General features: G+C 60.7%; 22 protein-coding genes and 1 pseudogene. 6 read left to right on the top strand and 17 right to left on the bottom strand.

The features are described 5' to 3' along the window. Nucleotides 1-5: 5 nt before the first annotated feature. Both FBY03_RS08915 and FBY03_RS08910 read right to left on the bottom strand, forming a co-directional pair. Nucleotides 6-764: an ABC transporter substrate-binding protein gene (locus FBY03_RS08915; protein ID WP_147171842.1), complete on the bottom strand. Its 759-nt coding sequence runs from the start codon at nt 762-764 to the stop codon at nt 6-8. A gap of 9 nt (nt 765-773) precedes the next feature. Continuing rightward, a complete protein-coding gene (locus tag FBY03_RS08910; RefSeq protein ID WP_147171841.1) occupies nt 774-1667 on the bottom strand; it encodes a MurR/RpiR family transcriptional regulator in 894 nt (297 codons plus the stop codon). Between the two features lie 152 nt (nt 1668-1819). Here FBY03_RS08910 and FBY03_RS08905 point away from each other — a divergent pair, with 152 nt between their 5' ends. After that, complete coding sequence (locus FBY03_RS08905; RefSeq protein WP_147171840.1) at nt 1820-2839, top strand: Ldh family oxidoreductase; 1020 nt, start codon at nt 1820-1822, stop codon at nt 2837-2839. 362 nt (nt 2840-3201) lie between these two features. After that, entirely contained in the window at nt 3202-5049 is a 1848-nt protein-coding gene (gene ilvD / locus FBY03_RS08900) for a dihydroxy-acid dehydratase (RefSeq protein WP_147171839.1), read from the top strand. A gap of 75 nt (nt 5050-5124) precedes the next feature. Here ilvD and FBY03_RS08895 read toward each other — a convergent pair whose 3' ends face one another. Further along, nucleotides 5125-5649 carry a dihydrofolate reductase gene (locus FBY03_RS08895; protein WP_147171838.1) on the bottom strand — a complete coding sequence of 175 codons (525 nt, stop codon included), beginning with the start codon at nt 5647-5649 and terminating at the stop codon, nt 5125-5127. 136 nt (nt 5650-5785) lie between these two features. On the opposite strand from FBY03_RS08895, the gene FBY03_RS08890 reads away from it, so the two are divergent. Continuing rightward, a complete protein-coding gene (locus FBY03_RS08890; protein WP_178090606.1) occupies nt 5786-7186 on the top strand; it encodes a DUF2868 domain-containing protein in 1401 nt (466 codons plus the stop codon). Nucleotides 7187-7264: 78 nt separating this feature from the next. Further along, entirely contained in the window at nt 7265-8641 is a 1377-nt protein-coding gene (locus FBY03_RS08885) for a GTPase/DUF3482 domain-containing protein (RefSeq protein WP_147171836.1), read from the top strand. A gap of 251 nt (nt 8642-8892) precedes the next feature. Here FBY03_RS08885 and FBY03_RS08880 read toward each other — a convergent pair whose 3' ends face one another. The 13 genes from FBY03_RS08880 to FBY03_RS08820 all read right to left on the bottom strand — a co-directional run bounded on the left by FBY03_RS08880 (nt 8893) and on the right by FBY03_RS08820 (nt 21074). After that, entirely contained in the window at nt 8893-9549 is a 657-nt protein-coding gene (locus FBY03_RS08880) for a DUF2931 family protein (protein WP_147171835.1), read from the bottom strand. Then, the gene (locus tag FBY03_RS08875) at nt 9546-9725 is read right to left on the bottom strand and encodes a hypothetical protein (RefSeq protein WP_147171834.1); all 180 of its coding nucleotides are present in this window, start codon (nt 9723-9725) and stop codon (nt 9546-9548) included. The genes FBY03_RS08880 and FBY03_RS08875 overlap by 4 nt, the downstream gene beginning before the upstream one ends. 35 nt (nt 9726-9760) lie before the next feature. After that, entirely contained in the window at nt 9761-10396 is a 636-nt protein-coding gene (locus tag FBY03_RS08870) for a DUF2931 family protein (RefSeq protein ID WP_147171833.1), read from the bottom strand. After that, nucleotides 10393-10611, bottom strand: a complete 219-nt coding sequence (locus FBY03_RS08865; RefSeq protein WP_147171832.1) for a hypothetical protein — start codon at nt 10609-10611, stop codon at nt 10393-10395. The genes FBY03_RS08870 and FBY03_RS08865 overlap by 4 nt, the downstream gene beginning before the upstream one ends. Further along, a complete protein-coding gene (locus FBY03_RS08860) occupies nt 10608-11255 on the bottom strand; it encodes a DUF2931 family protein (protein ID WP_147171831.1) in 648 nt (215 codons plus the stop codon). Before FBY03_RS08860 ends, FBY03_RS08865 begins: the two co-directional genes overlap by 4 nt. After that, the gene (locus FBY03_RS08855) at nt 11252-13168 is read right to left on the bottom strand and encodes a phospholipase effector Tle1 domain-containing protein (RefSeq protein ID WP_147171830.1); all 1917 of its coding nucleotides are present in this window, start codon (nt 13166-13168) and stop codon (nt 11252-11254) included. The genes FBY03_RS08860 and FBY03_RS08855 overlap by 4 nt, the downstream gene beginning before the upstream one ends. A 201-nt stretch (nt 13169-13369) precedes the next feature. Beyond that, nucleotides 13370-13666 carry a LasR-specific antiactivator QslA gene (locus FBY03_RS08850; protein WP_147171829.1) on the bottom strand — a complete coding sequence of 99 codons (297 nt, stop codon included), beginning with the start codon at nt 13664-13666 and terminating at the stop codon, nt 13370-13372. Further along, nucleotides 13659-13934: a hypothetical protein gene (locus tag FBY03_RS08845; RefSeq protein WP_147171828.1), complete on the bottom strand. Its 276-nt coding sequence runs from the start codon at nt 13932-13934 to the stop codon at nt 13659-13661. Before FBY03_RS08845 ends, FBY03_RS08850 begins: the two co-directional genes overlap by 8 nt. Nucleotides 13935-14502: 568 nt before the next feature. Beyond that, nucleotides 14503-15590, bottom strand: a protein-coding gene (locus FBY03_RS08840; RefSeq protein ID WP_147171827.1) for an IS3 family transposase whose coding sequence is annotated in 2 segments (ribosomal slippage) — nt 14503-15338 and nt 15338-15590 — 1089 coding nt in all. Because the reading frame shifts where the segments join, the coding sequence is not laid out codon by codon here. A gap of 223 nt (nt 15591-15813) precedes the next feature. After that, nucleotides 15814-17478 (bottom strand): DUF262 domain-containing protein, encoded by a 1665-nt coding sequence (locus FBY03_RS08835; protein WP_147171826.1) that lies wholly within the window; start codon nt 17476-17478, stop codon nt 15814-15816. A gap of 37 nt (nt 17479-17515) precedes the next feature. Next, a complete protein-coding gene (locus FBY03_RS08830) occupies nt 17516-18265 on the bottom strand; it encodes a hypothetical protein (RefSeq protein ID WP_147171825.1) in 750 nt (249 codons plus the stop codon). Beyond that, nucleotides 18262-20298, bottom strand: a complete 2037-nt coding sequence (locus FBY03_RS08825) for an ATP-binding protein (protein WP_256677895.1) — start codon at nt 20296-20298, stop codon at nt 18262-18264. The genes FBY03_RS08830 and FBY03_RS08825 overlap by 4 nt, the downstream gene beginning before the upstream one ends. Before the next feature lie 281 nt (nt 20299-20579). After that, nucleotides 20580-21074 (bottom strand): hypothetical protein, encoded by a 495-nt coding sequence (locus FBY03_RS08820; RefSeq protein ID WP_147171824.1) that lies wholly within the window; start codon nt 21072-21074, stop codon nt 20580-20582. Nucleotides 21075-21226: 152 nt separating this feature from the next. Here FBY03_RS08820 and FBY03_RS23225 point away from each other — a divergent pair. Continuing rightward, nucleotides 21227-21439: pseudogene (locus tag FBY03_RS23225) on the top strand (AraC family transcriptional regulator); the annotation flags it as partial. A 164-nt stretch (nt 21440-21603) separates the two neighbouring features. Next, nucleotides 21604-22749 carry an IS110 family transposase gene (locus tag FBY03_RS08810; protein ID WP_147171823.1) on the top strand — a complete coding sequence of 382 codons (1146 nt, stop codon included), beginning with the start codon at nt 21604-21606 and terminating at the stop codon, nt 22747-22749. Between the two features lie 693 nt (nt 22750-23442). On the opposite strand, the gene FBY03_RS08805 is transcribed toward FBY03_RS08810, so the two are convergent. Continuing rightward, complete coding sequence (locus FBY03_RS08805; RefSeq protein WP_147171822.1) at nt 23443-24510, bottom strand: transporter substrate-binding domain-containing protein; 1068 nt, start codon at nt 24508-24510, stop codon at nt 23443-23445. Nucleotide 24511: the final 1 nt, after the last annotated feature.

Genomic DNA, 24511 nt, shown 5'->3' with positions numbered 1-24511 from the left:
CTCGATCAATAGATGTCGAAGGGGAAATACTGGCTGACGATCTGCGCATAGGTGCCGTTGGCACGAATCTCCGCCAGGGCCTTGTTCAGCTGCTCACGCAGGGCCTGATCGTCCTTGCGCACGGCGATGGCCACATCGTCGTCGCTGCCCTGGATGTCGCCAAGCAGCTTGCAGCAGTCCTTGCCACTCTTGGCCAACCAATCGAGCAGCGGGAACTTGTCATTGACCACCGCATCCAGGCGGCCGTTGGCCAGGTCGCTGTTGGCGTCGTCCTGGGTCGGATAGAGTTTGACCTCGGCACCGGCCGCGCCATAGATGTCCTCGGCGTAGATGCTCTGGGTCGAGGAGGACTGGGCGCCGACGACCTTGCCGTCCAGCGCAGCCGGCGTGGTATCGGCCAGCGTGGAGTCACTCTGCACCGCCACGGCCAGACGGGTGCGGTAGTAGCGATCGGTGAAGCCGATCTGCTTCTGGCGCTCCTCGGTCACCACCATGGACGCCACCACGGCGTCGTATTTCTTGGCCATCAGGGCCGGGATGATGCCGTCCCAGTCCTGCGCGACCAGGGTGCACTCCACCTGCATCTGGCTGCACAGCGCCCTGGCGATATCCACATCGAAGCCATGCAGCTCATTGTTCGAGTCGACGTAGTTGAACGGCGGATAGGCCCCCTCGGTGGCGATACGCAGCGGTTCTGCCTGCGCGGCGCTCATGGCGCTGAAGGTCAATACGCACGCAGTTGCCAAACCCATGACTCGATTCATGCTTCACCTCTAGTTGTTGTTATGGCTTTTTTTGCTGAATCCCGGCGACGTGGTGTAGCCGACAAATTCGTTATGCAGCGCGGCGGTGGCGTCCAACCGCGCTTCGACCTCTGGGCCCAGGTTGCGGAACACCTCGTTGACCAGCAGATGGACCAGCGACAGCATCGACGCCGTCGACTCCCAGAACAGGTTCATCTCGGTGGGCACACGGAATACCTCGTCGGCATGGCTGTCGGCCCACTCGCAATAGGGGTCGGTCACCAGGGTCACCGCGATGCCCGCCTCGCGTGCCTTGCGACACAGCAGCTGGGCGTGCTGCGAATAGCGACGGGCCTCGAACACCAGCAGCGCGGCCTGCCCCGGCGGACTCAGCAACACTTCGCCAAAATGCCCGGACGCGCCATCGACCAGCTGCACCCCATCGCGCAGGTACTGCAGCAGATGCACGGCCGACACGGCGATGCCGCGCTCGGTCTGAAAACCGGCGACGAATACCCGCGGGGCAGTCGCCAGGCGCCGCGCCACAGCCTGCCACTGGGGGCTGCGGCTATGCTCGTAGACTTGCACCAGCGAGGCGATTTCCAGTTCGAGACTGCGCGAGGCGCTCTGCGAGTCCTCGCCACTGTGCCGATGGAACTCCTTGAGGCGATCGCCGATCAACCAGGGGCTATCGCCCAGGTCATCCTTCAGGTCATTCTTCAGGGCCTTGAAGTGGCTATAGCCCAGGGAACGGCAGAAGCGACCGACCGTGGACTCGCTCAAGCCGAGCTTGTCGGCGATGGCGGCAGAAGTCTGGAAAGGCAGCTCGTGCAGATTGGCCAGCATGTAATTGGCAATCGCACGCCCCGACGCGGCCGAATGTTCCAGGCTGTTCTCGAGACGCTGCTTGATCGATTGATTCATGAGTGACTCCCCGTTCACGATTAAAATGAATGTTTTCTGTCATGCAGTCAATATTTGACAGATAACTGGCATATCCAGATAGTGACCACTACCCAGCATGCGCACCCAGGCGCGCCCCAACCACCGCTCAGAACACCCAGGAGAAGCCTCCCATGACACCCGACGCCCCGATGGAAAGCATCAGCTTCGCCGAACTGAGCGCGCTGCTCGCCGCCATCTTCGAGCACCACGGCACCTCGCCCCAGGTCGCCCGCTGCCTGGCGGAAAACTGCGCCAGCGCTCAGCGCGACGGTTCCGACAGCCATGGCATCTTCCGCATTCCCGGCTACCTGTCGAGCCTGGCCAGCGGCTGGGTGGATGGTCAGGCCGAGCCCCTGGTGGAAGACCTGGCGCCGGCCTTCGTCCGCGTCGACGCGCGTGGCGGCTTCGCCCAGCCAGCCCTGGCCGCCGCCCGGCCACTGCTGGAAGCAAAGGCCAGAACGGCGGGTATCGCCCTGCTGGCGATCCGCAACTCGCACCACTTCGCCGCGCTCTGGCCGGATGTCGAGCCTTTCGCCCAGCGAGGATTGGTCGCCCTGTCCTTCGTCAACAGCTTCGCCTGCGTGGTGCCCCACGGCGGCCATAGCGCGCTGTTCGGCACCAACCCGATCGCCTTCGCCGCGCCGCGCGCACAGGGCCAGCCGCTGGTGTTCGACCTGGCCACCAGCGCCATCGCCAACGGCGACGTGCAGATCGCCGCCCGCGAGGGCCACCAGTTGCCGGAAGGCTACGGCGTCGACCGGCAGGGTCTGCCCACCCGCGACCCCAAGGCGATTCTCGACGGCGGCGCCCTGCTCCCCTTCGGCGGCTACAAGGGCTCGGCCCTGTCGATGATGGTCGAACTGCTGGCCGCCGCGCTGACCGGCGGACACTTCTCCTTCGAGTTCGACTGGTCGGGCCACCCCGGCGCGCAGACGCCCTGGACCGGCCAGCTGCTGATCGTCATCGACCCCAGCCATGGCGCCGGCAACAACTTCGCCGAGCGCTGCGAGCAGCTGATCGGCCGCATGCACCAGGCCGGTCAACAGCGGCAACCGGGTGACCGCCGCTACCAGCAACGCGCCCAGGCCGAACTGCACGGCATCCAGCTGCCGGCGGCCGAGCTGAGCAAGTTGCGCCAACTGGCAGGCTAACGCCGAGCCCGCTCTCTGGACCCACGGCAACCGCGCAACGACCGAGCGCCGATGGGCCGCGCGACTGACGCAGCGCCTTACCCCCTCAACGCCGAGGGCCTGGCCTGCGTCAGCTCGACCTTTCGCCGCAGCGCCCGCAGGGATTAGAATCGGTCATCTCCTGCCCCACCCTGGGCGGACTTGTAAGCCCCGGCCGAGCCAGCGCTGATCCCGCGCCACCTCGCCGCCAGCCCCGCAACCGGTCACTTCCGTTTGCCTTGGGCCTGAACCCGGCTCACCATACGCAGCAACAGCCCTTTGCAAACGTAGCGCAGCCGTTTTCAGCCGCCGCTACCTGATTAGCCTCCGCAGGACTTATCGCCATGCCTGATTATCGTTCGAAAACCTCTACCCACGGCCGCAACATGGCCGGCGCCCGCGCCCTGTGGCGCGCCACAGGGATGAAGGACGAAGACTTCAAGAAGCCGATCATCGCCATCGCCAACTCCTTCACCCAGTTCGTGCCCGGCCACGTACACCTGAAGGACATGGGCCAGCTGGTCGCCCGCGAGATCGAGAAGGCCGGCGGCGTGGCCAAGGAGTTCAACACCATCGCCGTCGACGACGGCATCGCCATGGGCCACGACGGCATGCTCTATTCGCTGCCGAGCCGCGAGATCATCGCCGACTCCGTCGAATACATGGTCAACGCCCACTGCGCCGACGCCATCGTGTGCATCTCCAACTGCGACAAGATCACCCCCGGCATGCTGCTGGCCAGCCTGCGCCTGAACATTCCGGTGGTATTCGTTTCCGGCGGGCCGATGGAAGCCGGCAAGACCAAGCTGGCCAGCCACGGCCTGGATCTGGTCGACGCCATGGTGATCGCCGCCGACGACAGCGCCAGCGATGAGAAAGTCGCCGAGTACGAGCGCAGCGCCTGTCCGACCTGCGGCAGCTGCTCCGGCATGTTCACCGCCAACTCGATGAACTGCCTGATGGAAGCCCTCGGCCTGGCCCTGCCCGGCAACGGCTCGACCCTGGCCACTCACAGCGACCGCGAGCAACTGTTCCTGCAAGCCGGACGTACCGCCGTCGAGCTGTGCAAGCGCTACTATCAGGACGGCGACGAGTCGGCCCTGCCGCGCAACATCGCCAGCTTCAAGGCGTTCGAAAACGCCATGACCCTGGACATCGCCATGGGCGGTTCGACCAACACCATCCTGCACCTGCTGGCCGCGGCCCAGGAAGGCGAAGTCGACTTCGACCTGCGCGACATCGACCGCCTGTCACGCCGCGTACCGCAGCTGTGCAAGGTGGCGCCGAACATCCAGAAATACCACATGGAAGACGTGCACCGCGCCGGCGGCATCTTCAGCATTCTCGGTTCGCTGGCCCGCGGCGGCCTGCTGCACACCGACCTGCCGACCGTGCACAGCGCGACCATGGCCGATGCCATCGCCCAGTGGGACATCACCCAGACCGACGATGAAGCCGTGCACACCTTCTTCCGTGCCGGCCCGGCCGGCATCCCGACCCAGACCGCATTCAGCCAGAGCACCCGCTGGGACACGGTCGACGACGACCGCGAGAACGGCTGCATCCGCAGCGTCGAACACGCCTACTCGCAGGAAGGCGGCCTCGCCGTGCTGTACGGCAACATCGCCCTGGACGGCTGCGTGGTGAAGACCGCAGGGGTAGATGAGTCGATCCACGTATTCGAAGGCACCGCGAAGATCTTCGAGAGCCAGGACAGCGCGGTGCGCGGCATCCTCAATGACGAAGTCAAGGAAGGCGACATCGTCATCATCCGCTACGAAGGCCCGAAGGGCGGCCCGGGCATGCAGGAAATGCTCTACCCGACCTCGTACCTGAAGTCCAAGGGACTGGGCAAGGCCTGCGCCCTGCTCACCGACGGTCGCTTCTCCGGCGGTACCTCGGGCCTGTCGATCGGTCACGCCTCGCCGGAAGCCGCTGCCGGTGGCGCCATCGGCCTGGTGCGCGAAGGCGACAAGATCCTCATCAACATCCACGAGCGTTCGATCAACCTGTTGGTCAGCGACGAGGAAATTGCCCACCGCCGTCACGAACAGGACAAGAAAGGCTGGAAGCCGGTCGAAGTGCGCCCGCGCAAGGTCACCACCGCGCTCAAGGCCTACGCCCTGCTGGCCACCAGCGCCGACAAGGGTGCGGTACGCGATAAAGAGCTGCTCGAGCGCCTGGTTAAATAAACCTCGGCGACAACGCAAAAGCCCGGCGCACTGCCGGGCTTTTGCATTTCTAGATGCTGATGGTGGCGGGCGCCATCAGCGCCGCTGCCAGACCTCGAAGGTATAGGCAGGCGTCTCGTCGACCGCCTCATGGGCGACGCTGGACGCCAACTGCCAATCGCTCTCGGCATAGCGCGGAAACCAGGCATCGCCCTCGGGGCTGAGCTCGACACGGGTCAGATACAGCCGCTCGGCCTGCATCAGACCTTGCTCGTACAGCTGCGCGCCACCGATCAGCATCAGCTCGTCGACACCCTGTTCGCGCGCCCATTGATCGGCGCGGACGATGGCCGCCGGCAGCGAAGCAAAGACCTCGGCGCCCTCCAGGGTCAGCCCGGGCTGGCGGCTGACCACCAGATTGAGCCGCCCCGGCAATGGCCGGCCGAGCGAGTCCCAGGTCTTGCGACCCATGATGATCGGCTTACCCAGGGTCATGGCCTTGAAGTGCTTGAGGTCCGCCGGCAGGTGCCAGGGCATTTGGTTGTCGCGGCCGATCACGCGGTTCTGCGCGAGGGCGGCGATCAGGCAGAGGGGGAGAGTCGTGTTCATGGCCGCGAGCATAGCAGAGCGACCGGCACCACCGCAGCCAGGCGCCCATCTGTTGAACCGGTCGCAATCGAAGCCCAACACATGCCTTTCCTGGCTGGGCTTAGCCCAACCCGGCTGCAACGGTTATGCTCAGACCCTGACCTAGCCAATGAGACGCCGCGTGACTGCCGCCACCGCTCCGAACAAGCTGCATCGTCTGTGGTTGACCGAAGCGATTCGCCTGCGCGAAGAACACGCCGGCCTGCTCGAGGACAACGAGGCCAACCGCCGCGCCCGAGCGGATGGTGGCACGCTGGCGCAGCGCATCCAGGCTCGCGCCCTGTTCCTCGCCCAGCGCGACGGCCAGTGGCAGGCGCTGTTGCATTGGCGCCAGGGCGCGCAACTTGCGCTTGCCGCCTTACTGCTGCTGGCCCTGCTCAGCGGCATCGGCCTCGCGCTCGCGGCCCTGGGTGACGGCCAGCGCCCGGTCAATGTGTTCTGGGCCCTGGGCAGCCTGCTGGGCCTCAACCTGCTGTTGCTGCTCGGCTGGGTCCTCGGCCTGCTCCTGACGCGCGACAACGCCGGCGCCCTGGGCCGGTTGTGGCTATGGCTCAGCGAAAAACTCGCCCGTGACGCCAGCGCCGCACAACTGGCGCCGGCGCTGCTGGTACTGTTGCAGCGCCAACGCTTGAGCCGTTGGGGCCTGGGTGTGCTGGTGCATGGCTTGTGGCTGCTGGCCTCGCTCGCGGCCCTGGCGACCCTGCTACTGCTGCTCTCCACCCGCCGCTATGGCTTCGTCTGGGAAAGCACGATTCTCGGCAGCCAGACCTTTATCGTCCTGACCCAGGCCATCGGCACGCTGCCGGCGCTGCTCGGGTTCGCCCTGCCGGATGCCGAGCTGATCCGCGCCAGCGGCGACAGCGCCCTGCTCAGCGAAGCGGCACGCCACAGCTGGGCCGGCTGGCTGGTCGGCGTGCTACTGGTCTATGGCCTGCTGCCGCGCCTGCTGCTGGCACTGCTGTGCCTGTGGCGCTGGCGCCGGGGATGCGCGGCCCTGCAACTGGATACCGAGCTGCCCGGCTACGGCCTGCTGCGTGAACGCCTGCAGCCAAGCAGCGAACGCCTGGGCATCTGCGATGCGGCACCGGCGCAGCTGCATCAGCCGCAAACCGGCGCCGGGCCTCTGCAGAGCCAGGGCGCGCTGCTGGTCGCCATTGAACTGGACACCCGCCGCGCGTGGCCGCCAGCACTGCCCAAGAGCATCGCCAACGCCGGGGTGATCGACAGCCGCGAGCAGCGCCAGCGCCTGCTCGAACAACTCAGCCGCTTCCCTCCGGCGCGCCTGGCCATTGCCTGCGACCCGCGGCGTTCACCGGATCGCGGCAGCCTGGCGCTGCTCGCCGAGCTGGCCCGTTGCGCTGGCGCCACGCGTATCTGGTTATTGCCGCCGCCACCGGGCGAAGCCCTCGACAGCGCGCGCCTGGGCGATTGGCATCAAGCCCTGGAGCAGTTGCAACTGGTGCACAGCGACAGCGCGCCGCTGAACTGGCTGGAGCAGGGTCATGACTGAAACCGTAGCCCGGATGCAATCCGGGAACATCAGCGCCTGCTTGTCCCGGATTGCATCCGGGCTACGGAGCACTATCTCGTGAGTCAGCCCCTCAAATTGGCCGTGGTCGGTCACACCAATGTCGGCAAGACCTCGCTGCTGCGCACCCTGACCCGCGATGTCGGCTTCGGCGAAGTCTCCCATCGGCCCAGCACCACCCAGCATGTCGAAGGGGCGCGGCTGTCGGTGGACGGCCAGGCGCTGCTGGAACTGTACGATACCCCTGGTTTGGAAGACGCCATCGCCCTGCTCGACTACCTGGAACGTCAGGATCGCCCCGGCGAACGCCTGGACGGCCCGGCCCGGCTGGCACGTTTTCTCGACAGCAGCGAAGCGCGTCAGCGTTTCGAGCAAGAGGCCAAGGTCCTGCGCCAGCTGCAGGCCTCGGACGCTGGCCTCTACGTGATCGACGCCCGCGAACCGGTGCTGGCCAAGTACCGCGACGAACTGGCGGTGCTGAGCCTGTGCGGCCGGCCGCTGCTGCCGGTGCTGAACTTCGTCGCCAGTGCCCATCACCGTGAAGACGAGTGGCGCGAGACCCTGGCCCGGCTCGGCCTGCATGCGCTGGTGCGCTTCGACAGCGTGGCGCCGCCAGTGGATGGCGAACGGCGCCTGTATGAGAGCCTGGCCCTACTGCAGGAAAAAGCCCGCGAGCCCCTGCAACGGCTGATCGACGACCATGAACGCCAACGCCTGGCCCGTCAGCACAGCGGTGCCCGCCTGATCGCCGAACTGCTGCTCGACTGCGCCGCCTACCGCTGCAGCGTGGCCAGCGACGCCACGCATGAACAAGGCGCGATCCGCGCACTGCGCGAGACCATCCGCCAGCGCGAACAACGCTGTGTCGATGCCCTGCTGCGCCTCTACGCCTTTCGCCCGGAAGACGCCAAGGCCGGCGAGCTGCCGCTGCTCGACGGGCGCTGGGGTGATGACCTGTTCAACCCGGAAACCCTCAAGCAGCTCGGGGTCAAGGTCGGTGGTGGCATGGCCGCCGGTGCCGCCACCGGAGTCGGCATCGACCTGCTGGTGGGCGGCCTCACCCTCGGCGCCGCGGCCGTCCTCGGCGCCCTGATCGGCGGCAGCGCGCAGACCCTGCGCGGCTACGGCTCCCGCCTGAGAGGCAAGCTCAAGGGCCAACGCGAACTGACCGTGGACGACGCCGTGCTGCGCCTGCTCGCCCTGCGCCAACAATTACTCCTGCAAACCCTGGAAGCCCGCGGCCATGCGGCGGTGCAGGCCATCGAACTGGCCGCGCCTCAGGAGGCACTATGGCGGGAGGGTAAGCTGCCAGAGGCGCTGCACAGGGCGCGCGCCCATCCCGAATGGTCCTCACTCAACCCAGGCGCCCGCCTGCAACAGGCAGAGCGTCAGGAGCAGGTCGACGTGCTGAGCGCCACGCTGACAGCCACATCGTAGCCGGATAAAAACCGGGGGATCCAATGGCCCGTACAGTCCGCCCCGTATTACATCCGTATGGGTTGTTGCAAGCCAGGCGCCGGTTGGGGGCGGGCTTGTTGAGCAGCAGGCCCTTGCTCGGCGTCCAGTGGGCAGACAGGTGGATATAGCTCGCCCATAGCTGGCGCTCGTCATCGGTGGTCAGCCGGTAGGGGCTGCCCAAGGAGTAGGCCATGATCTTTCCGCTAATCGGTTTGCAGGCTGGAGTCGTGTTACCAGGAGCCGTATGGCACGCCATGGGTCTCGATATAAGCCTTGGACTCCGGCGTTAGCGGCAAGGCGTACTGCCCGTTACTTCTCCCCAGATCAGGCCCGACCTTGCTGATGACACCTTCGAAACGGCCGATTTCGATGGGCTCCAGGCAAGGGCCCAGCACCCAGGCTTTGGCTATACCTCCGGGCGCCAAGCCGATGGCAATGTTCTTTCGATAAAGACCATCGATCCATTTACCATCCCAATTGCAGTAGGCTCGCGCCGGCTTGAGCATTTCCTCACGAACCCACCCCGGAATATTGATGCGCACGTTGTAGGTCTGCGGCTCCACCAGCGATTGCCAGCGCACGAAGATGATTTCCGGCAGGTCGATGCCGGGCAGGTTCTTGCCAGCACCACCGCCCACCCGCTTTGGCCACCCTGCAGGCTTGCCCTGATTGTTGCGGGGAGTCTGGATGGCTGAGATGCCCTGGTAGACCTGCTCATAAGCCAGCCCGCGCCGGTCGATCACATCCACGCTCTCGATCCAGACCTCCATGTAGTTAGGCGCTAACAAGCCGACAAACCAGGCATCGAATGGAAGTTTTGGTTTGCCCTGGCCGCTGGCGCAGCCGCTCAGCAGCAGGGCCAGGCTGAGCAGTAATAGGCGGGTCATTGCGGATAGTCCCCCTGGGGTTTGTTGTTATAGGCCAGGCGCCGGTTGGGGGCGGGCTTGTTCAGCAGCAGGCCGTTGCTCGGCGTCCAGTGGGCAGACAGGTGGATATAGCGCGCCCAGAGCAGGCGCTCGTCATCGGTGGTCAGCCGGTAGGGGCTGCCCAGGGCGTAGGCCATGACCTTTTCGCTAATCGCTTGCCGGACACGTCGTGTTACCAGGAGCCGTATGGCACGCCATGCACGTCGATATAGGCTTTTGATGTTGCCGAAAGCGGGCGATGCTTGCCGCCCGACTGCCCACCATAAGGCCCGACCTTGCTGATGACACCTTCGAAGCGGCCGATTTCGATGGGGTCGAGGCAGGGGCCGCCGACCCAGGCCTTGGCAATGCCACCGGGAGCCAGGCCTATGGTGATGTCATGCCTGTACAGGCCGTCGACCACCTTTCCATCCCAGCGGCAATAGGGCGAGTGTGGTTTAAGCATTTCCTCGCGCACCCACTCTGGAATATTGATGCGCACGTTGTAGGTCTGCGGCTCCACCAACGATTGCCAGCGCACGAAGATGATTTCCGGCAGGTCGATGCCGGGCAGGTTCTTGCCCTTGCCTCCGCCCACCCGAGGCGGCCAGCCCTCCACCGTGCTGGAATAAGAAGGGATGCCACCAATGACGCGCTCATACGCCAGCCCGCGCCGGTCAATCACATCCACACTTTCCACCCAGAGCTCCATATGGTCTGGTGCAAACACCCCGACAAACCAGGTATCGAAGGGCAGCTTGGGCTTGCCCTGGCCGCTGGCGCAGCCGCTCAGCAGCAGGGCCAGGCTGAGCAGTACTAGGCGGGTCATTGCGGGTAGCCCCCTTGGGGTTTGTTGTTGTAGGCCAGGCGCCGGTTGGGCGCTGGCTTGTTGAGCAGCAGGCCGTTGCTCGGCGTCCAGTGGGCGGACAGGTGGATATAACGTGCCCAGAGCTGGCGCTCGTCATCGGTCGTCAGCCGGTAGCGGCTGCCCAAGGCGTAGGCCAGGAGTTTTTCGCGGATGGCTTGCAGGTCTGCCCTCCTCACCAGGAGCCGTAGGGAATGCCGTGCTGCTCGATATATGCTTTGGACTCGGATGAAAGGGGCAAGGCATAGCGCCCTTCGTTTTGCCCTAGGCTGGGCCCAACCTTGCTGATAACACCTTCAAAACGTCCGATTTCGATGGGTTCCAGACAGCTCCCACTCAGCCACACCTTGGCGATGCCGCCCGGAGCCAAGCCTATGGTGATGGCGTATCGATAGCCATTAAGCACCTCCTTGCCCCAGTCGCCTTTCCAGGGGCAGACGGGTTGCTCCTTGGTCACCATGGCTTTACGTACTGACTCGGGAATATTGATACGTACGTTGTAAGTCTTCGGCTCTACCAGCGACTGCCAGCGCACGAAGAGGATTTCCGGCAAATCGATACCGGGCAGGCTTTTGCCCCCCCCCCCGCCTTTAGCCTTAGGCCAGCCTGCAACGATCCCAGTATAAGAAGGGATGCCGCCACTGACCCGTTCATAGACCAATCCCCGCCGGTCGATAACGTCCACGCTTTCTATCCACACCTCCATATGTTCAGGGGCTAATACGCCAACACTCCACGCATCGAATGGCAGCTTGGGCTTGCCCTGACCGCTGGCGCAGCCGCTCAACAGCAGGGCCAGGCCAAGCAGTAATAGGCGCTTCATTGCGGGTAGCCCTCCTGGGGTTTGTTGTTATAGGCCAGCCGCCGGTTGGGTGCGGGCTTGTTCAGCAGCAGGCCGTTGCTCGGCGTCCAGTGGGCGGACAGGTGGATATAGCGCGCCCAGAGCAGGCGCTCGTCATCGGCAGTTAGATGGGGGGAACTGCCCAGGGCATAGGCCAGAAGCTTGTCGGCGATAGCCCCAAGATCAGCAGGAATGGCGAATTGCGGCGTGTCTGGAATGGACAACAACGGCACGTTATGTTGCACCGCCAACTCACGCATTACCCGCAGGTAAACCAACGACAGCTCACCACGCACCCGCCGTTCGATAGGCAGGGTGGCGTATACCGCGTCTTCCCGCTCGCCACCGCTGCGCCGGTCATAGGGCAGCGCCTTGCGCCAAATACGCGGGCGCATCAGGCCCTGACCGGGTAGACCGCGCGCCTCCCAGGCATGGTAATCACGCCAGGTTTCCCGCGCGGCGACTGTGTGATCATTGGCCACACCGGTATGCACGATGGAACGACGCGGGCGACTGAGCAGGCAGCGCTCCAGCATCAGCGGGCGATAGCCGCCGCCGATATCCGAGTGCACGCCGGGCAGGCTGATTTCCTGATGCGCGGGGGCTACGCTGTTGAGGGCGAAGTTCCAACGCTGCTCGTCACGAGCGACTAGTTGCAACACCTTGCGTGCGCAGCCGGGTGGCAGGTAGAGGTTGACCCCAGGGTTGTGGTTGTTGGCTGGGCTGAGATCGCCCTGGGCCGGATCGACCACGGCCGCCACCGTATCGAACAGGCCGATAAAATTGATGGCGCTATGGGCCGCCCAGTCAAACTGCTCGCTCAGGCCGGCTGCGCCAGCCTGGAATAGTTGCGCCAGCAGGCCACCCTCCGGCTTGAGCAGCTCGTTAGCGAAGTGCCGGGCCGCCGCCGCGCCCCGGCTAAAGCCGAAGATATCGAACTCGATACTGTCGACTTGCAGAATAGGGTTGTTGCTGAGCAGGAGAACCAGTTGTTTCTGGATTTCTGCCGGGCTTTGCTCGACCCGTGCGACAACCCCGGTATCACCCTGGCCGGTGGCCTGGCTGTACAGCGAGTCGGCTTCACCGCTGCTGGTGCCGATACCCTCTAGATACGCCTTGAGATAGCCCGTTGCCGTGCTTGGCTCCAAGGCTCTTCCCGAATCATCCCTATATAAATCATAAAGCCGCGCCACATTGCTCGGCGCATTGCCGTAGCTGTTATCGGGGGCCTGGTCGAACAAGCTATCCCCGCCGCTGCTGGTAAAACCGTGGGCTTCGCAGTATTCGACGATTTCCCGCAAGGTGCTCTCGTCCAGCAGCTCGCGGTCGTCGCGGCGGCATTGCTCGGTCACGGCGGCGTTGGCCAGGTTGTTGCCGGTGCCGTCGAAGAACACGCCGATGCGCAGGGTGATGCCCTGTTGCACTTGTTCTTCCAGTTCTTCTTCCTCGTCCTCTTCCTCCAGGCCCAGCGGTGCCGGGTCGCCGGGCTCTTCTTGCCAAGTGCGCGCGAGGGTATCGGCGGGGCCTTGCGGTAAAGAGGGCGTGCTGGGGGCCAAGGCCTGGGTGGCACTCGCAGCGCTGGCCAATGGCGTGGGCGGGGTAAACGGCGCGGGCGTATGGCTGTTGCCGACGACCACGCTACCGGAGCCACCGATCACCACGTTGCCGTGGCTGCCTATGCTGCCGAGGGTGGTGGCCGGCATGCCGTTGATCAGTACATTGGGCATCACATTGCCGGCCAGGGCACTGCCGCAGGCCGTGGGGTCGCCCTGGCGGGCGACGGGTAAGTTGTCGAACAGCACATCCGGCGAGCCGGCAGTAATGGGGTTAGTGCCGTGCCCTGGAACGGGGCAGGCGGTAGGGTCGGTGACCCGGGCAGCAGGTTTGCCAGACATGACCAATCTCCTTATCGGTTACGGCAGGGCCAAGACCTTGCCGCAATGGGACGGCGTGGCGCAATCGGAAGCTTCCGATCTATGCAGTGTTTCGCAATCAAAGCCCCGATTGCGCAGCAACTTGCGCACGTTAGATCGGGCGGCCTCACCGCAGCCGCCAAGTGTTGGCGTATTGCCTGCGGCGAGTAACGCCCTACATGTTCAGAGCTGCAGGCAGGTTTTCCGGGCCTGGTGACTGCCACCGTATGGCGAACACAAACGCTGGTGCACCCGGCTAAGGAAACCGACCTCGAAGGCGCGGCGCTGCACCCCTGCGGGCAAGACATCGCGCTCGAGAATCAGGTTGGCCCACAGCCAGCCGGTGTCGTCGTGGCTCAGCCAGGTCTGGGCGCAGGCCACACCCCTGTCGAAAGCCTGCTCGCAATCCACCGACCACTTGATCACCGCGCTGCACTGGCCGTCATGGCTGGCCAGGTAGCTGGTAAAGGGCTTATTCATCGCCAGCCCTCCCCTGAGCCTGCGCCAACGAACTGCGGTACAGCACCACCAAGTCGTTGAGCATCTCGCGGGCGTTCTGGCAGAGCTTGTGCAATTCCTTTGCAGCGGACGTATTCACCTCCGAGCGAGCCAAAACCGAGAACAACTTGTGCAACATCGCCACCCTCAACTCGGCCGCCGCCTGAAAGTGACAGGCCGTTGCAGCGCTGCAGTCGAGCGGACCAACACGTTTCGGGAAGGGGATAACAGTAGGGTTGGATCTAGTCATGACGCACCTCCAGGCTGGAGATAGACGACAGGACGGACAGCCCAGGGCGGAGCCCTTGGGTAAAAGGGGGATAGCGCATTTTCCTTATGCTCCTTGGTTCGATTAAGGAGCCGCCAACCGACCTTCCTACGGGTAAGGGTGGCGGACCGTACAAGGGTAGGAAACCGGCAACCAAGGACACCGGCCAGGCCGAAGCCTGCCTTGCACGGCCCGCCATAACTGCACGAAAACAGCGGGCATAAAAAAAGCGCCTGCTGCTTACGGCTATGGCGCTACGCGCCTTGGTTTGGATCGGGTTCCTACACCCGGCCACGGGATTGACCGTGACCAGCGCACTCTAGCCCGGCAAAGAGCGATGGGCAAGATCCAAAGAATTAATGACCACTCGCCAAAGGAAGGCCGCAACTGCGGCCATCGTCGGTCGAACTCAACCAATGTCGCTATGGCCGACAGGCCAGTCACCAACTATCGTCCGCTCTGCCAGATGTCGGAGCGGCACTGTGGATGTCCACTTTGGAGTAGGCCGCCCGGTAATCCCCCCATTTTTAGTGCTCGCCAGAAGTAGATGTTAGGCCGCGAGGGCCAACTTCTGTTTGGGGGTGATGCCTCCCAGGGCCATGTTTGGCCGTTCGTGATTGTATGTCCACACCCAGCGAGTTGCATGCTCCTGCACTTCGTCGATGGACGCGAACAAGTAATGCCCCAGCCAGTCGTAACGCACCGTGCGGTTGTAGCGCTCAACATAGGCATTCTGCTGTGGGTTTCCAGGCTGGATATGCTCCAAACGAATGCCGTGCTTTTCAGCCCACAGCAGTAGCTTGCTGCTGATGTACTCCGGGCCGTTATCGCTGCGGATGACTTGCGGCTTGCCGCGCCACTCGATGACCTGATCCAGTGCACGCACCACGCGCTCAGCGGGCAGTGACAGGTCGATATCCATGGTCAGGGCTTCGCGGTTGAAGTCGTCGATCAGATTGAACAGGCGGAAGCTGCGGCCATCGGCCAACTGATCGTGCATGAAGTCCATCGACCAGCAGTGATTGATCGCCTCTGGCACCGCCAGGGGCTCGGGCTTCTCCCGCACGATGCGTTTGCGCGGTTTGATCCGCAGGTTAAGCTCCAGCTCCCGATAGATCCGATACACCCGCTTGTGATTCCAGCGATAGCCTTTCACGTTGCGTAGGTACAGGAAGCACAAGCCAAAACCCCAGTTGCGCTGGTTGTGCGTAAGCCGGATCAGGTGATCGGCGATCTCGGCATTCTCCGAGGACAACCGAGGCTGGTAGCGATAGCAGGTAACGCTGACACCGAAGACCAGGCATGCCTGTTTGATACTGACCCGGCCGGAGTGAACGGCCTGCTGCGCCATCTCTCGCCGCCGAGATGGCTTCACCACTTTTTTGCCATCGCCTCCTGGATGATTTCGGCCTTCAGGCGCTCTTCGGCATACATCTTCTTGAGGCGACGGTTCTCCTCCTCCAACTCTCGCAGCCGAGCCATCAACGAGGCGTCCATACCGCCGAACTTGGCGCGCCACTTGTAGAAGGTCGCCGAGCTAATGCCATGCTCGCGGCACAGCTCCGGGACTGGGCTGCCGACTTCGGCCTGCTTGAGGATGGCGATGATTTGGCTGTCCGAAAAACGCGATGTCTTCACGCAAAATTTCCTTGATCCGATTAGGAGAAAATTCTACTTCTGACGAGTACTGATTTCAGGGGGGATTACCGCCCCATTTATGACTTGCTCAGGATGATCAGGCGCGGGTGTAAGCGAGAGACGGCCAACGGCCATTCTCGACCGGCTGATACCGACCCAATCCGGACGGGCGGGAAATTGGGGAAACGTACGTTCGGTTCGTAGGATGCTAAAGCCTTGCCAGTTAGAGCTCTGGATTTAGCGCCTCATTTAAGGCTTCAGCAATAGCGGCTGATCGTTTGTTAATGAACTTATTGTAGTCGTCATCAAGAACACCAAAATTCCGCTGATTACCAATAAGATGTGACCTCAAGGATGAGGCCAGTTTGGAATTGGAGCCTTTAAACTCACCAACATAAAAGCTCGGAGCCTTTGCCCGAATTTTATTGTTTGAGGCCGCATCAATCAGCGTAATATTGGCAACCATATTTGGCTCGAAGCCCTTGAAGTGCTTATTCACGTAAGCCTTCGGGAAAAAGTGATGATAATTTCGACTTGAGGCAATCTTCAAGTTTGAGTTATCAAGAATCACATCACTATCATCATCAAGATTTCGGGGCTTTTGCGAGGCTAATAGACACAGGATTGCTTTGACGTTGGAGTTACCTGCCGAGAACCAAGTCTCGGCAATATCCTCAGCAGATACCGATAGCTCCTCCGCAGGATACTTGGGAGATTTTTCCTTGATGATGGCAATCATTTTCTTCAGATCTTCAGCTATCTTTGTCTCGGTAGATCCACTGTACCGCCAGTTCAATCCAACCCAGTAGAAAAACTGCTTTAGCAACTTTGCCTGAATCTCGGAGGGTCGTTTGTTGCCGTTTTTATGGAAAAAATATGTAAATGGAACCAGTAGAGCAGCGTAAGGAAGAAGCTGGGAAACGGGCACGTGCAGCTTCGTTCTGATGAAATCCACCGCCGTAAACATAGAGGACACCATAGCCCCCCAGTTTCCAATGAACTTATCACGGCGAATTTTCAGAATATCTTTTGCCCTGACGCTATCTGTAGTGATAGCAGCAACTGCCTGAAGAACCGTCGCGGCTGGAACAGTGTCAAATTTTGCCTTAGCGAGACTCTTGTCTAACTCATCGCTCCCATTAATAAGCTCATCGTACTTCAAAGCCAAATCAAAACCCTTCGCTTCATCATAGGTCATGGCAACCATAATTTCGAAAAGGGTCAATGGCTTGCCGCCCGTATTGATGCGAGAGAAGACATCGCAAGCAATGTCTATCGGATAGTCCTTAATGGTGATAGTGGCAAAGTCGTATGTAGTCAGCTTGGTCTTGTATTCTTCAACAAGATCCGCCTTATTGGCGCCTACTTGCTTGAACAACTCACCCATTTTCTGCGTGAGAAGCTCGTGCACCGAAACGTAGACCTTGTCATCTTCTTTATGACTTGTGACGATCTGCTCATCATTCAATGGATCATAGTCGAGATTCACATAGATATCTCGGTAATTGATTTCCTTGCCATCTTTTGAAATACGAATGCCCTTGCGAATTGCATAGAGAGAGGTGATCCGCTGCTGCCCGTCAAGAATATATTGAGCGTAGTCCCCCTTGGGGGTCTCAGGCAGCTTATGGTTGCCGATATCCTTAACAGACCTCAAAGCTTCTTTGGTCTTCCAGAAAATGAAAGTTCCTATCGGATAACCTTTGAGGACACTATCAATCAGCTTGGCACTTTGCTCCTTATCCCAGACGAACTCCCGCTGAAACATCGGCAGCTTGGTCTGACCGGAGTCAATCTCCAAGAACAAGGCTTCGTACTTTTTATTGGTGTTCTCAGGGCGCAGAAGAACAACTGGCTCTTCATTATCAGCTTTCTCTTTAATTGACACCAGTCATTTTCCTCTTCATAGATGAAGCCCTTAGGTCTCAGATAAAGTTGAGCATGAGGCGACCAATGGAGTTGGTCAGATCCCGAGCAAAGAGGGCAAGCCACCTTTGGGAATTATCCCCAAAGTGAGATTCACTGAAACCGTTGCGTGAGTTCGCTATCGCATTTGTCAGTGTCGGCATGGCATTGACGATCTCAATGGGAAACGGGCCTTGGGCTTGAAGCTTTTTGCTGATGTCGTCCTTCACCACTTTACATAACGGCATGAGATCGGTCAGCCCTTCTTGCTGAGGAACATGCTTGCGAACGTACGCTTTGTAAAGTCCTTCAAGACAGGTGTAACTCAGTGTCGTAGCCCGGTTGTAGTGGTGGGCGTCAATGGCCCGATCAATGTCGGTGAGGCTGTTATTCAACTTTTCCGAGTTCCATAGATCAACGGGCACAACAGTAGTGGGCACAGCGCGGCCACCACCGAAAACAAGGTCTCTGATCGCATCCGCCTGTGCCTTGTCATGTGACTCAATGTGATCGACGAACAAGCGATAGAGACTGAACCGCTGAGGCTCTGAAAGCCCCTGTATGAGATCCCAGTAGAAGTCCTTGCGAGAACTGGACTTGCCTTGACTTTGCCTCAATGGCAAGAGTTGTTGGTAACTGGGTGAGCCAGGGTCGATCTGCTGGACCATCCGGCAAAACGTGGCACCGCCGACGTACAACGCCTTGTTCTCGCTGTTCAATGTCGAAAAAAGGTAGTTGTAGGCAGCGATCCAATTGACGGAAGTAGTCACTTTGCCACCATTAATTCCGCTTCCAGCAGCCCAATCTGCTGCACGGCAATGGGCTCAATGAACTTGCTCAACTCTTCCTGCTGCGCCACAAGGAATGGAGCTTCTTTTACCTTGTCATAGAGCTTCAGAAGGCGCTGTTCGGCCCGATTCAAGATAATGCTATACAGTAATGGTTGAATCTTAACCCTGTCGTTGTCTTCGGTGCGGGTGCCACCCTCACCACTCTCAATCTGATCCCCAAGAACAAAGCCATCAACCCGCGTCTCAGGCTGGATATACCCCTTCTTCTTCAATTCTTTCACATACTTCCAAATCTGCTCCTTTTCCTTGGACCCGAGTGAAAGTTTGGTGGTCTTCAGATCAACAATGACAAGGTGACCCACGCCCACCTCTTGGTGATCTTCGTTGTAGGATGGAAGGGAGTAGAAGCCAGTGCTGCCATCACCGCGAATCACAAAATCTGGCCGATTCAATGAAGCCTTGTCGGCCTTACCGTCAAACAACTCGCGGATGACCGTCGTCATTCCTTTGTTGGACGTGAAGTGGATAGATTCAAACTTGTCTCCGAACATCCACAGGCCTTTGGCAAAGAGCGGCTGGAGCTCCTTGACCTCATCGATGCCTGCAACCTGAATCTTGATACGAAGTTCATTAATGACCTTCAGACGGCCCTGAATTTCGTCAAGGACGACCTTCGCCATGCCAATGGTCCACTGGCTCAGGACTTCGTGAAGGGCATCCAGATCATGCGGGTCTTGGTTGTGCAGGATTTCTAGCAAACCATACTGCGACTTGCTCTTTTCCAGCTTCGCCAGAATGCCTGCCAGTTGCACGATCTCCTGCTCACCGAAATTCGGGCAGGTATCCACAACTTCATTGACGAACGTGGTGACACGATCCTTGCCCAAAAGAGGAAGGGCGTTGACCGACTGCCCCACCCTCTCAAGGACAGCACTACGCTTGTCTTCGCGTTCGGCCGCACTGGTGTTGTCAATGATCTCCCGAATCTTGTCTTGGACGATTGGCCTGGTCACGTCCCATGCCAAGTTCTTTTCAACGAAGCCTGACCAGTCTTCCTTGACGGCGTTTTCCTTATTGAGGAAGTCAGCCTGAACGATAAAGGTGAAACGCTTGGCCTTTTCGGTCCTACCGTCAAGAATGCGTTCAACATCAGCACCTCGCCAACGGCATTCACCCACAGCACGATTCATGACCCACCACGCGATGCCGTGCTGCTTCGTCGTCTTGTCGGCCTTGCGGGTGTCAATGTGATAGATCTTGACCGTGCCGTAATCGGGCACCTCAACGTCCACGATAGAAAGGGACGACTTGCTGATGTCGGCAAACGAAATGGGAGTGCCGTTCAAGATCACCTTGAAAGAAGGATTTGCAAGAAACCGACCACCCAAAAGCTCACGTACCTGCTCTACGGACAGGTTGATCTGACGGATTTCACCTTCACCCGTGATTGTTGTTCCATGTCCCTCTACACCGTTATCAACGAACTCCACGAGCTCAGTGATAAGAGGCTTGTTGGGTGTCCTGCTGACCTTGTAGACGAATTTCTGACCTTCTTTGATCGAAGTAATCTGGTAGTTTTGGGTGAGGCAAAAGCTTGCGAATCGGCCCTTGCCATTCTTGCCGAATACGTAGCGCGGAATACCTTCTACACCTGGTGGCGGTGCCGTTGTGGCGCCCCCCTTGGTGATACGGTTATAGGACATGGCCCGCCAGATGTAATCAAACTCTTCGCGGGTCATACCCTTTCCATTGTCAGAGATGGAAAATTTCTTGTTCTTCTTCGGGTCGGGCCAACTTATGCTGACTTCGGTGGCGTATGCATCCCAGCAGTTGGCGACAAGTTCAACAATGGCCGTGCTGGGATTGGTGATGATAGAGCCGGCCCAACTCTCAAGAAATCTGTCTTCATAGAAGAGATCTTCTTGCTGCAAGTTTTGAGTATTTGAAGAATCAGTCATCGCCCCTCCCAAGGCATCGCCTAATTTATCGTCGGCTTCCTTATCCCACTTCATCAGCACTGCGTATAGCGCACTCTGAAAAATTGGCACAACTTGTAGATATTCAACTAAAGCAGCGAATTGCGCCGTATAAACGAGCGCGCCGATATTACTCTATCCGAAGCAAATCCGCCTCGCGTCCCTATCCCTGCGGAGCCCTATCAATGCCCCACTTTCGGCATCGCCATTGACGGTCTTTTCCTGGCCGGTTCCTGCCGGTCACAACTGACTGGTTCCAGCCACAAACGGACCGCCCGCCCTATAAATAAATCCGTCCCCGCTCCTGCTTTCCCTCTTTAAGCGCGGGCGCCGGAGCCGCGAGCGTTCTTCTTCTGCAGGATCATCGACGCTTCGTTGTAGGCATTCTGGAAGGCGTCGCCGCCGATCCATTCCACTGCCGTGTCTTCGTCTTCATCGTGGAAGATCCCGCGATAGGTAATCAGCAGGCCCATCATGAAGTCGGTGGCCGCGTCTTCGGCCTCCTCAGCGACCACCAGCTCCAACACCGGGTATTGCAGGAACACTAGGCACATCGCTAGCAGGCTGATGCCTTCGCCGACTTTCATCGCCTGGAACAGGTCGTCGAAGTGCGCCGGGTCGAAACCGTTCTCTTCGATGTCTTTGAAATCGAAGGTGCTCAGGTCGATTTCGACATCATCGAACGGTTCGTTGATCAGCGGGTTGGCCAGCAGCGGGTGTACGACATGGGCTTGGGACTTGCCCGAACGGTTCTGCTTGGCCTTGGTCTTGGCCCGCTGGGCGCGTTTTTTCTGTTTATCTGGGGAGGCCATGGAGGCGAGTTCCTTGTCCGGTGCAGCCATATTCATGGCCCGGGATAATCGTGCACACATTGTATTCAGTCTTGGCTGGGTTCGTCGGCCAAAGGGGGCAGAATTATTTTCTGTTCTAAACGTCCGCCCTATTTAAGTCCGTCCACTTTTCAGCGTTTGGTATGGCTCCGAGTGCGTTCAGGAAGGAGTCGAACCGGCAGACCTGGCATTTGGTGTTCGTCACCCCTCAGTTTTCCAGGACCATCATCATGCAAGTACAGATCGTAGAATTCTCCGAAGTCCGGGTCGCAGCGCTTGAGCATTGCGGGGCAACGAAGCTTGTCGATAAGAGCGTGGGCCAATTTATCCAGCTGCGTATGCAGAGCTGACCGTCGCCGGGGGCATCGAGCCGCACCTTCGGCATTCCCTACGGCTATGTCCCAGTAACGTGTTGGCCGCAGCTTTTGTAGATCCTATGCAAAAGGTCATCCGCACGTCGATTCTTAAAGGCGATAGAAGTGGTTGGCCTTTTCCCAGAGGAGGAATCGACATGCGGACGACCTACGACGCACAGCATAGAACGGACGACCGGGTTTTGGCAGTGGCCTTGGAGTTGTCCAAGGCCAGTTGGAAAGTGGCGCTGAGCGATGCCCGGCATAACCCACGGATCAAGAATGCCGATGCGCAACAGCCGCTGGCTCGCCTGGGGCAGGTGCTGGCCTTGCTCGAAGACGCCCGGGCGCGGTGGGCGCTATCCGAGGACGTGCGGGTGGTGGTGCTGTACGAGTCCGGGCAGGACGGTTTCTGGATCCAGCGGGCGTTGGCGGCGCAGGGTATCGAGACGCTGATCATCGATGCGGCGAGCTTGCCGGTGGAACGCAAGGCGCGGCGGGCGAAGACCGACCGACTGGATGCGTGCCGCCTGGTGGAGGCTCTGCTGGGCTGGTTGCGGGGCGAGCAGCAACGCTTTCGGGTGGTTCGCCAGCCCAGTGTCGCCCAGGAAGACAGCCGGCACTGGGGGCGCGAGCGGGAGCAGCTGCAGCGCGAGATGCAGCAGCACCGCGACCGCATGGTGAAGCTCCTGGTCACACAAGGCTGCTGGGAGAAGTTGGACAGGCGGTTTGCCCAGCGTCTGGCGAACGGTGAGTTGCGCGACTGGGAAGGCGAGCCATTGGGCGCCACCCTGCTGGTGCGGCTGCAACGCGAATTGACGCGTTGGCAGCAAGCCCGCGACCAGCTAAAGCAGCTGGAGCAGGAACGGGCAGAACGCTTCAGCGTCCAGCAGCAGGCGCAGCTCACACAGCTGGTGCAACTGCGCGGCGTGGGTCCGGTGAGCGCCCAGTGCCTGGTGCTGGAACTGTTCTGGCGCCACTTCGCCAATGCTCGCCAGTTGGGTGCCTGTGTCGGGCTGGTTCCGCAGCCCTACGACAGCGGAACGATGCGCAAGGATCAGGGCATCAGCAAGCAGGGCAACCGCCGGGTGCGCGCCTTGCTGGTCGAACTGGCCTGGATGTGGCTGCGTTACCAGCCGGGCAGCGCGCTGAGTCGCTGGTTTGCCAGCAAGGTTCAGGGCGACAGCAAGCGCAGCCGACGGGTGGCCATCGTTGCGCTGGCCAGGCGCTTGCTGATTACCCTGTGGCGTTATCTGGAACGGGGGGTTCCGCCAGAAGGCTCGCAGCTAAAAGCGGTTGCTTAGAACGCGGTTCGGGATCAACGAGACAACAACGCTGAACGAGTCAACGCAGTTAACACGCCCGTAGCCCACCCGGGTAGCACAAGGCGACCGATTCAGTAGATGGGGCGTGTTTTTAAACGGCACTCCTGAGCACAGCGCGCATGCAGGATATGGTTGGCCAGAGACGCCAACGGATAGAAGGTGGTGAGACGCCAGGTCTCACGCAAAGAGTGCCCAGCTACATTGGCTCAACGTTCAGTGGTTGGAGGAATATGAATCGAATTGTGGAAGATGCTTGACAACAAATCATTCATAGAAGGGTGGGTTAGCGGTGCAGGTCATAGGGCTGAAAATCAACTGCATCTTTGGCGCACCGCGTAACCCACCAAGTGGCGGTCGGCGTGCTGATCATGGTGGGTTACGGCGCAACTGACCGGGTAACAGCCAATAGCCTTGTGCCAGGCGCCTAACCCACGGATCTTCACGAGGGCGTGGCGCCGAATGAGTTCGGTATGCGCGAGATGGTCATCCCGGGCGGTCGCTAGCTAGTCGTGCGCCACGCGGGGGCAATCTGATGTGCTGCCATTTTTTGCGTAGCGCATTGTCAGCAGCGGGCCGCCGGAGACGGTCGCAGTGGCCGAGGCTTTTTTCACCTCATCTCAGAGGCTGATTTCAACGCAGCATGGCCGAGCGCAGTAATTTGTAAATACCCGCTCAGGGCCTTCCCAGGTACAACTCCAGCAGCTTGCCCCAGTCGTCGCTGCCGGTGACCCGCAGGATCTCCTGACTGAGAGGCTCGCGATAGGGGCTGCCGCTGGCTACGGCGAAGGCATAGGCCTGATTCTCGAAGGTGCCCGAGAGCACCCGCAGACCGCCCCCCTCCAGTTCGGCATTGCGATACTGCAAAATCGGCAGGTCGTAGACCACCGCATCCGACTCACCTTGCTGCACCGCCTGCATGGCGCTGAGCAGGTTCGGATAGCTGCTGTGGCGAATCCGCCGGCCCTCCAGATAACGCGCGCTGACGGTTTTGTCGATGGTCGCCACGTTGGCCCGACGCAGGTCATCGACGCCCTGGATACCGCCCTGCAGATTGCCCACGGTCAGGGCGCTGGCGACCGCCGCGGTAAAGGTCGACACCATGATCAAGCCGGCAAACATCCAGACCAAGGCGATCAGCCGGCCGCCCAGGGTGACCGGGGCCTTGTCGCCATAACCCACAGTGGTCATGGTCACCGCCGCCCACCAGAAGCTCGAACCCAAACCCTGCGCCGGGGTGCCGCCAAACTGCTCGCGATTGTGTCGCCGCTCGAACATCCAGAGCACTGCGCCGACTAGCAGCATCAACGCCGCGAGGCCCAGCACCAGGCTGACGAACTGCCAGGAGAGCAGCCCCTTGACTGTATTCCAGCCACTGCCATCACCGCCCCTGGGCACCGCGATGGCCAGCCCGGTTTGATAGAACGGATGGGTGAAGTCGAAGCGCTCCTCGCGTTCGGCGGTCATGGTCAGGGCACCGACCACCACGTCCAGCGTGCCGGCCTCCAGAGCGGGCAGCAACTGCTCGAACGGCAGCGGCTGCAGCTCATAGCGGTAACCGGCCTTCTCGGCGATATCCTTCCACAGGTCGATGCTGATGCCGCGCCAGTTGCCACTTTCTTCATGGATCACGAACGGCGGCACTTCGGTGATGCCCACCCGCAACAACGGTGCCTGCGAGTCGACGGCCCAGCTCGGCAGCGCCAGCAACAACAGCAGCAAAACGCTCAGAATTCTCGGCATA

The sequence above is a fragment of the Pseudomonas sp. SJZ079 genome (assembly GCF_007993865.1).
GTDB lineage: Bacteria > Pseudomonadota > Gammaproteobacteria > Pseudomonadales > Pseudomonadaceae > Aquipseudomonas.
The sequence above is the reverse complement of the archived record's forward strand: the minus strand, read 5'-3'. Positions and strand labels throughout refer to the sequence as shown.

Excerpts from the sequence above, each read along its gene's own strand:
- FBY03_RS08870 (WP_147171833.1), bottom strand. The coding sequence starts at position 10,396 with ATGACCCGCCTAGTACTGCTCAGCCTGGCCCTGCTGCTGAGCGGCTGC.
- FBY03_RS08845 (WP_147171828.1), bottom strand. The coding sequence starts at position 13,934 with ATGACTAGATCCAACCCTACTGTTATCCCCTTCCCGAAACGTGTTGGT.
- FBY03_RS08875 (WP_147171834.1), bottom strand. The coding sequence starts at position 9,725 with ATGGCCTACGCCCTGGGCAGCCCCTACCGGCTGACCACCGATGACGAG.
- ilvD (WP_147171839.1), top strand. The coding sequence starts at position 3,202 with ATGCCTGATTATCGTTCGAAAACCTCTACCCACGGCCGCAACATGGCC.
- FBY03_RS08880 (WP_147171835.1), bottom strand. The coding sequence starts at position 9,549 with ATGACCCGCCTATTACTGCTCAGCCTGGCCCTGCTGCTGAGCGGCTGC.
- FBY03_RS08910 (WP_147171841.1), bottom strand. The coding sequence starts at position 1,667 with ATGAATCAATCGATCAAGCAGCGTCTCGAGAACAGCCTGGAACATTCG.
- FBY03_RS08890 (WP_178090606.1), top strand. The coding sequence starts at position 5,786 with ATGAGACGCCGCGTGACTGCCGCCACCGCTCCGAACAAGCTGCATCGT.
- FBY03_RS08905 (WP_147171840.1), top strand. The coding sequence starts at position 1,820 with ATGACACCCGACGCCCCGATGGAAAGCATCAGCTTCGCCGAACTGAGC.
- FBY03_RS08895 (WP_147171838.1), bottom strand. The coding sequence starts at position 5,649 with ATGCTCGCGGCCATGAACACGACTCTCCCCCTCTGCCTGATCGCCGCC.
- FBY03_RS08850 (WP_147171829.1), bottom strand. The coding sequence starts at position 13,666 with ATGAATAAGCCCTTTACCAGCTACCTGGCCAGCCATGACGGCCAGTGC.
- FBY03_RS08825 (WP_256677895.1), bottom strand. The coding sequence starts at position 20,298 with ATGAAGTGGGATAAGGAAGCCGACGATAAATTAGGCGATGCCTTGGGA.
- FBY03_RS08855 (WP_147171830.1), bottom strand. The coding sequence starts at position 13,168 with ATGTCTGGCAAACCTGCTGCCCGGGTCACCGACCCTACCGCCTGCCCC.
- FBY03_RS08915 (WP_147171842.1), bottom strand. The coding sequence starts at position 764 with ATGAATCGAGTCATGGGTTTGGCAACTGCGTGCGTATTGACCTTCAGC.
- FBY03_RS08805 (WP_147171822.1), bottom strand. The coding sequence starts at position 24,510 with ATGCCGAGAATTCTGAGCGTTTTGCTGCTGTTGTTGCTGGCGCTGCCG.
- FBY03_RS08860 (WP_147171831.1), bottom strand. The coding sequence starts at position 11,255 with ATGAAGCGCCTATTACTGCTTGGCCTGGCCCTGCTGTTGAGCGGCTGC.
- FBY03_RS08820 (WP_147171824.1), bottom strand. The coding sequence starts at position 21,074 with ATGGCCTCCCCAGATAAACAGAAAAAACGCGCCCAGCGGGCCAAGACC.
- FBY03_RS08810 (WP_147171823.1), top strand. The coding sequence starts at position 21,604 with ATGCGGACGACCTACGACGCACAGCATAGAACGGACGACCGGGTTTTG.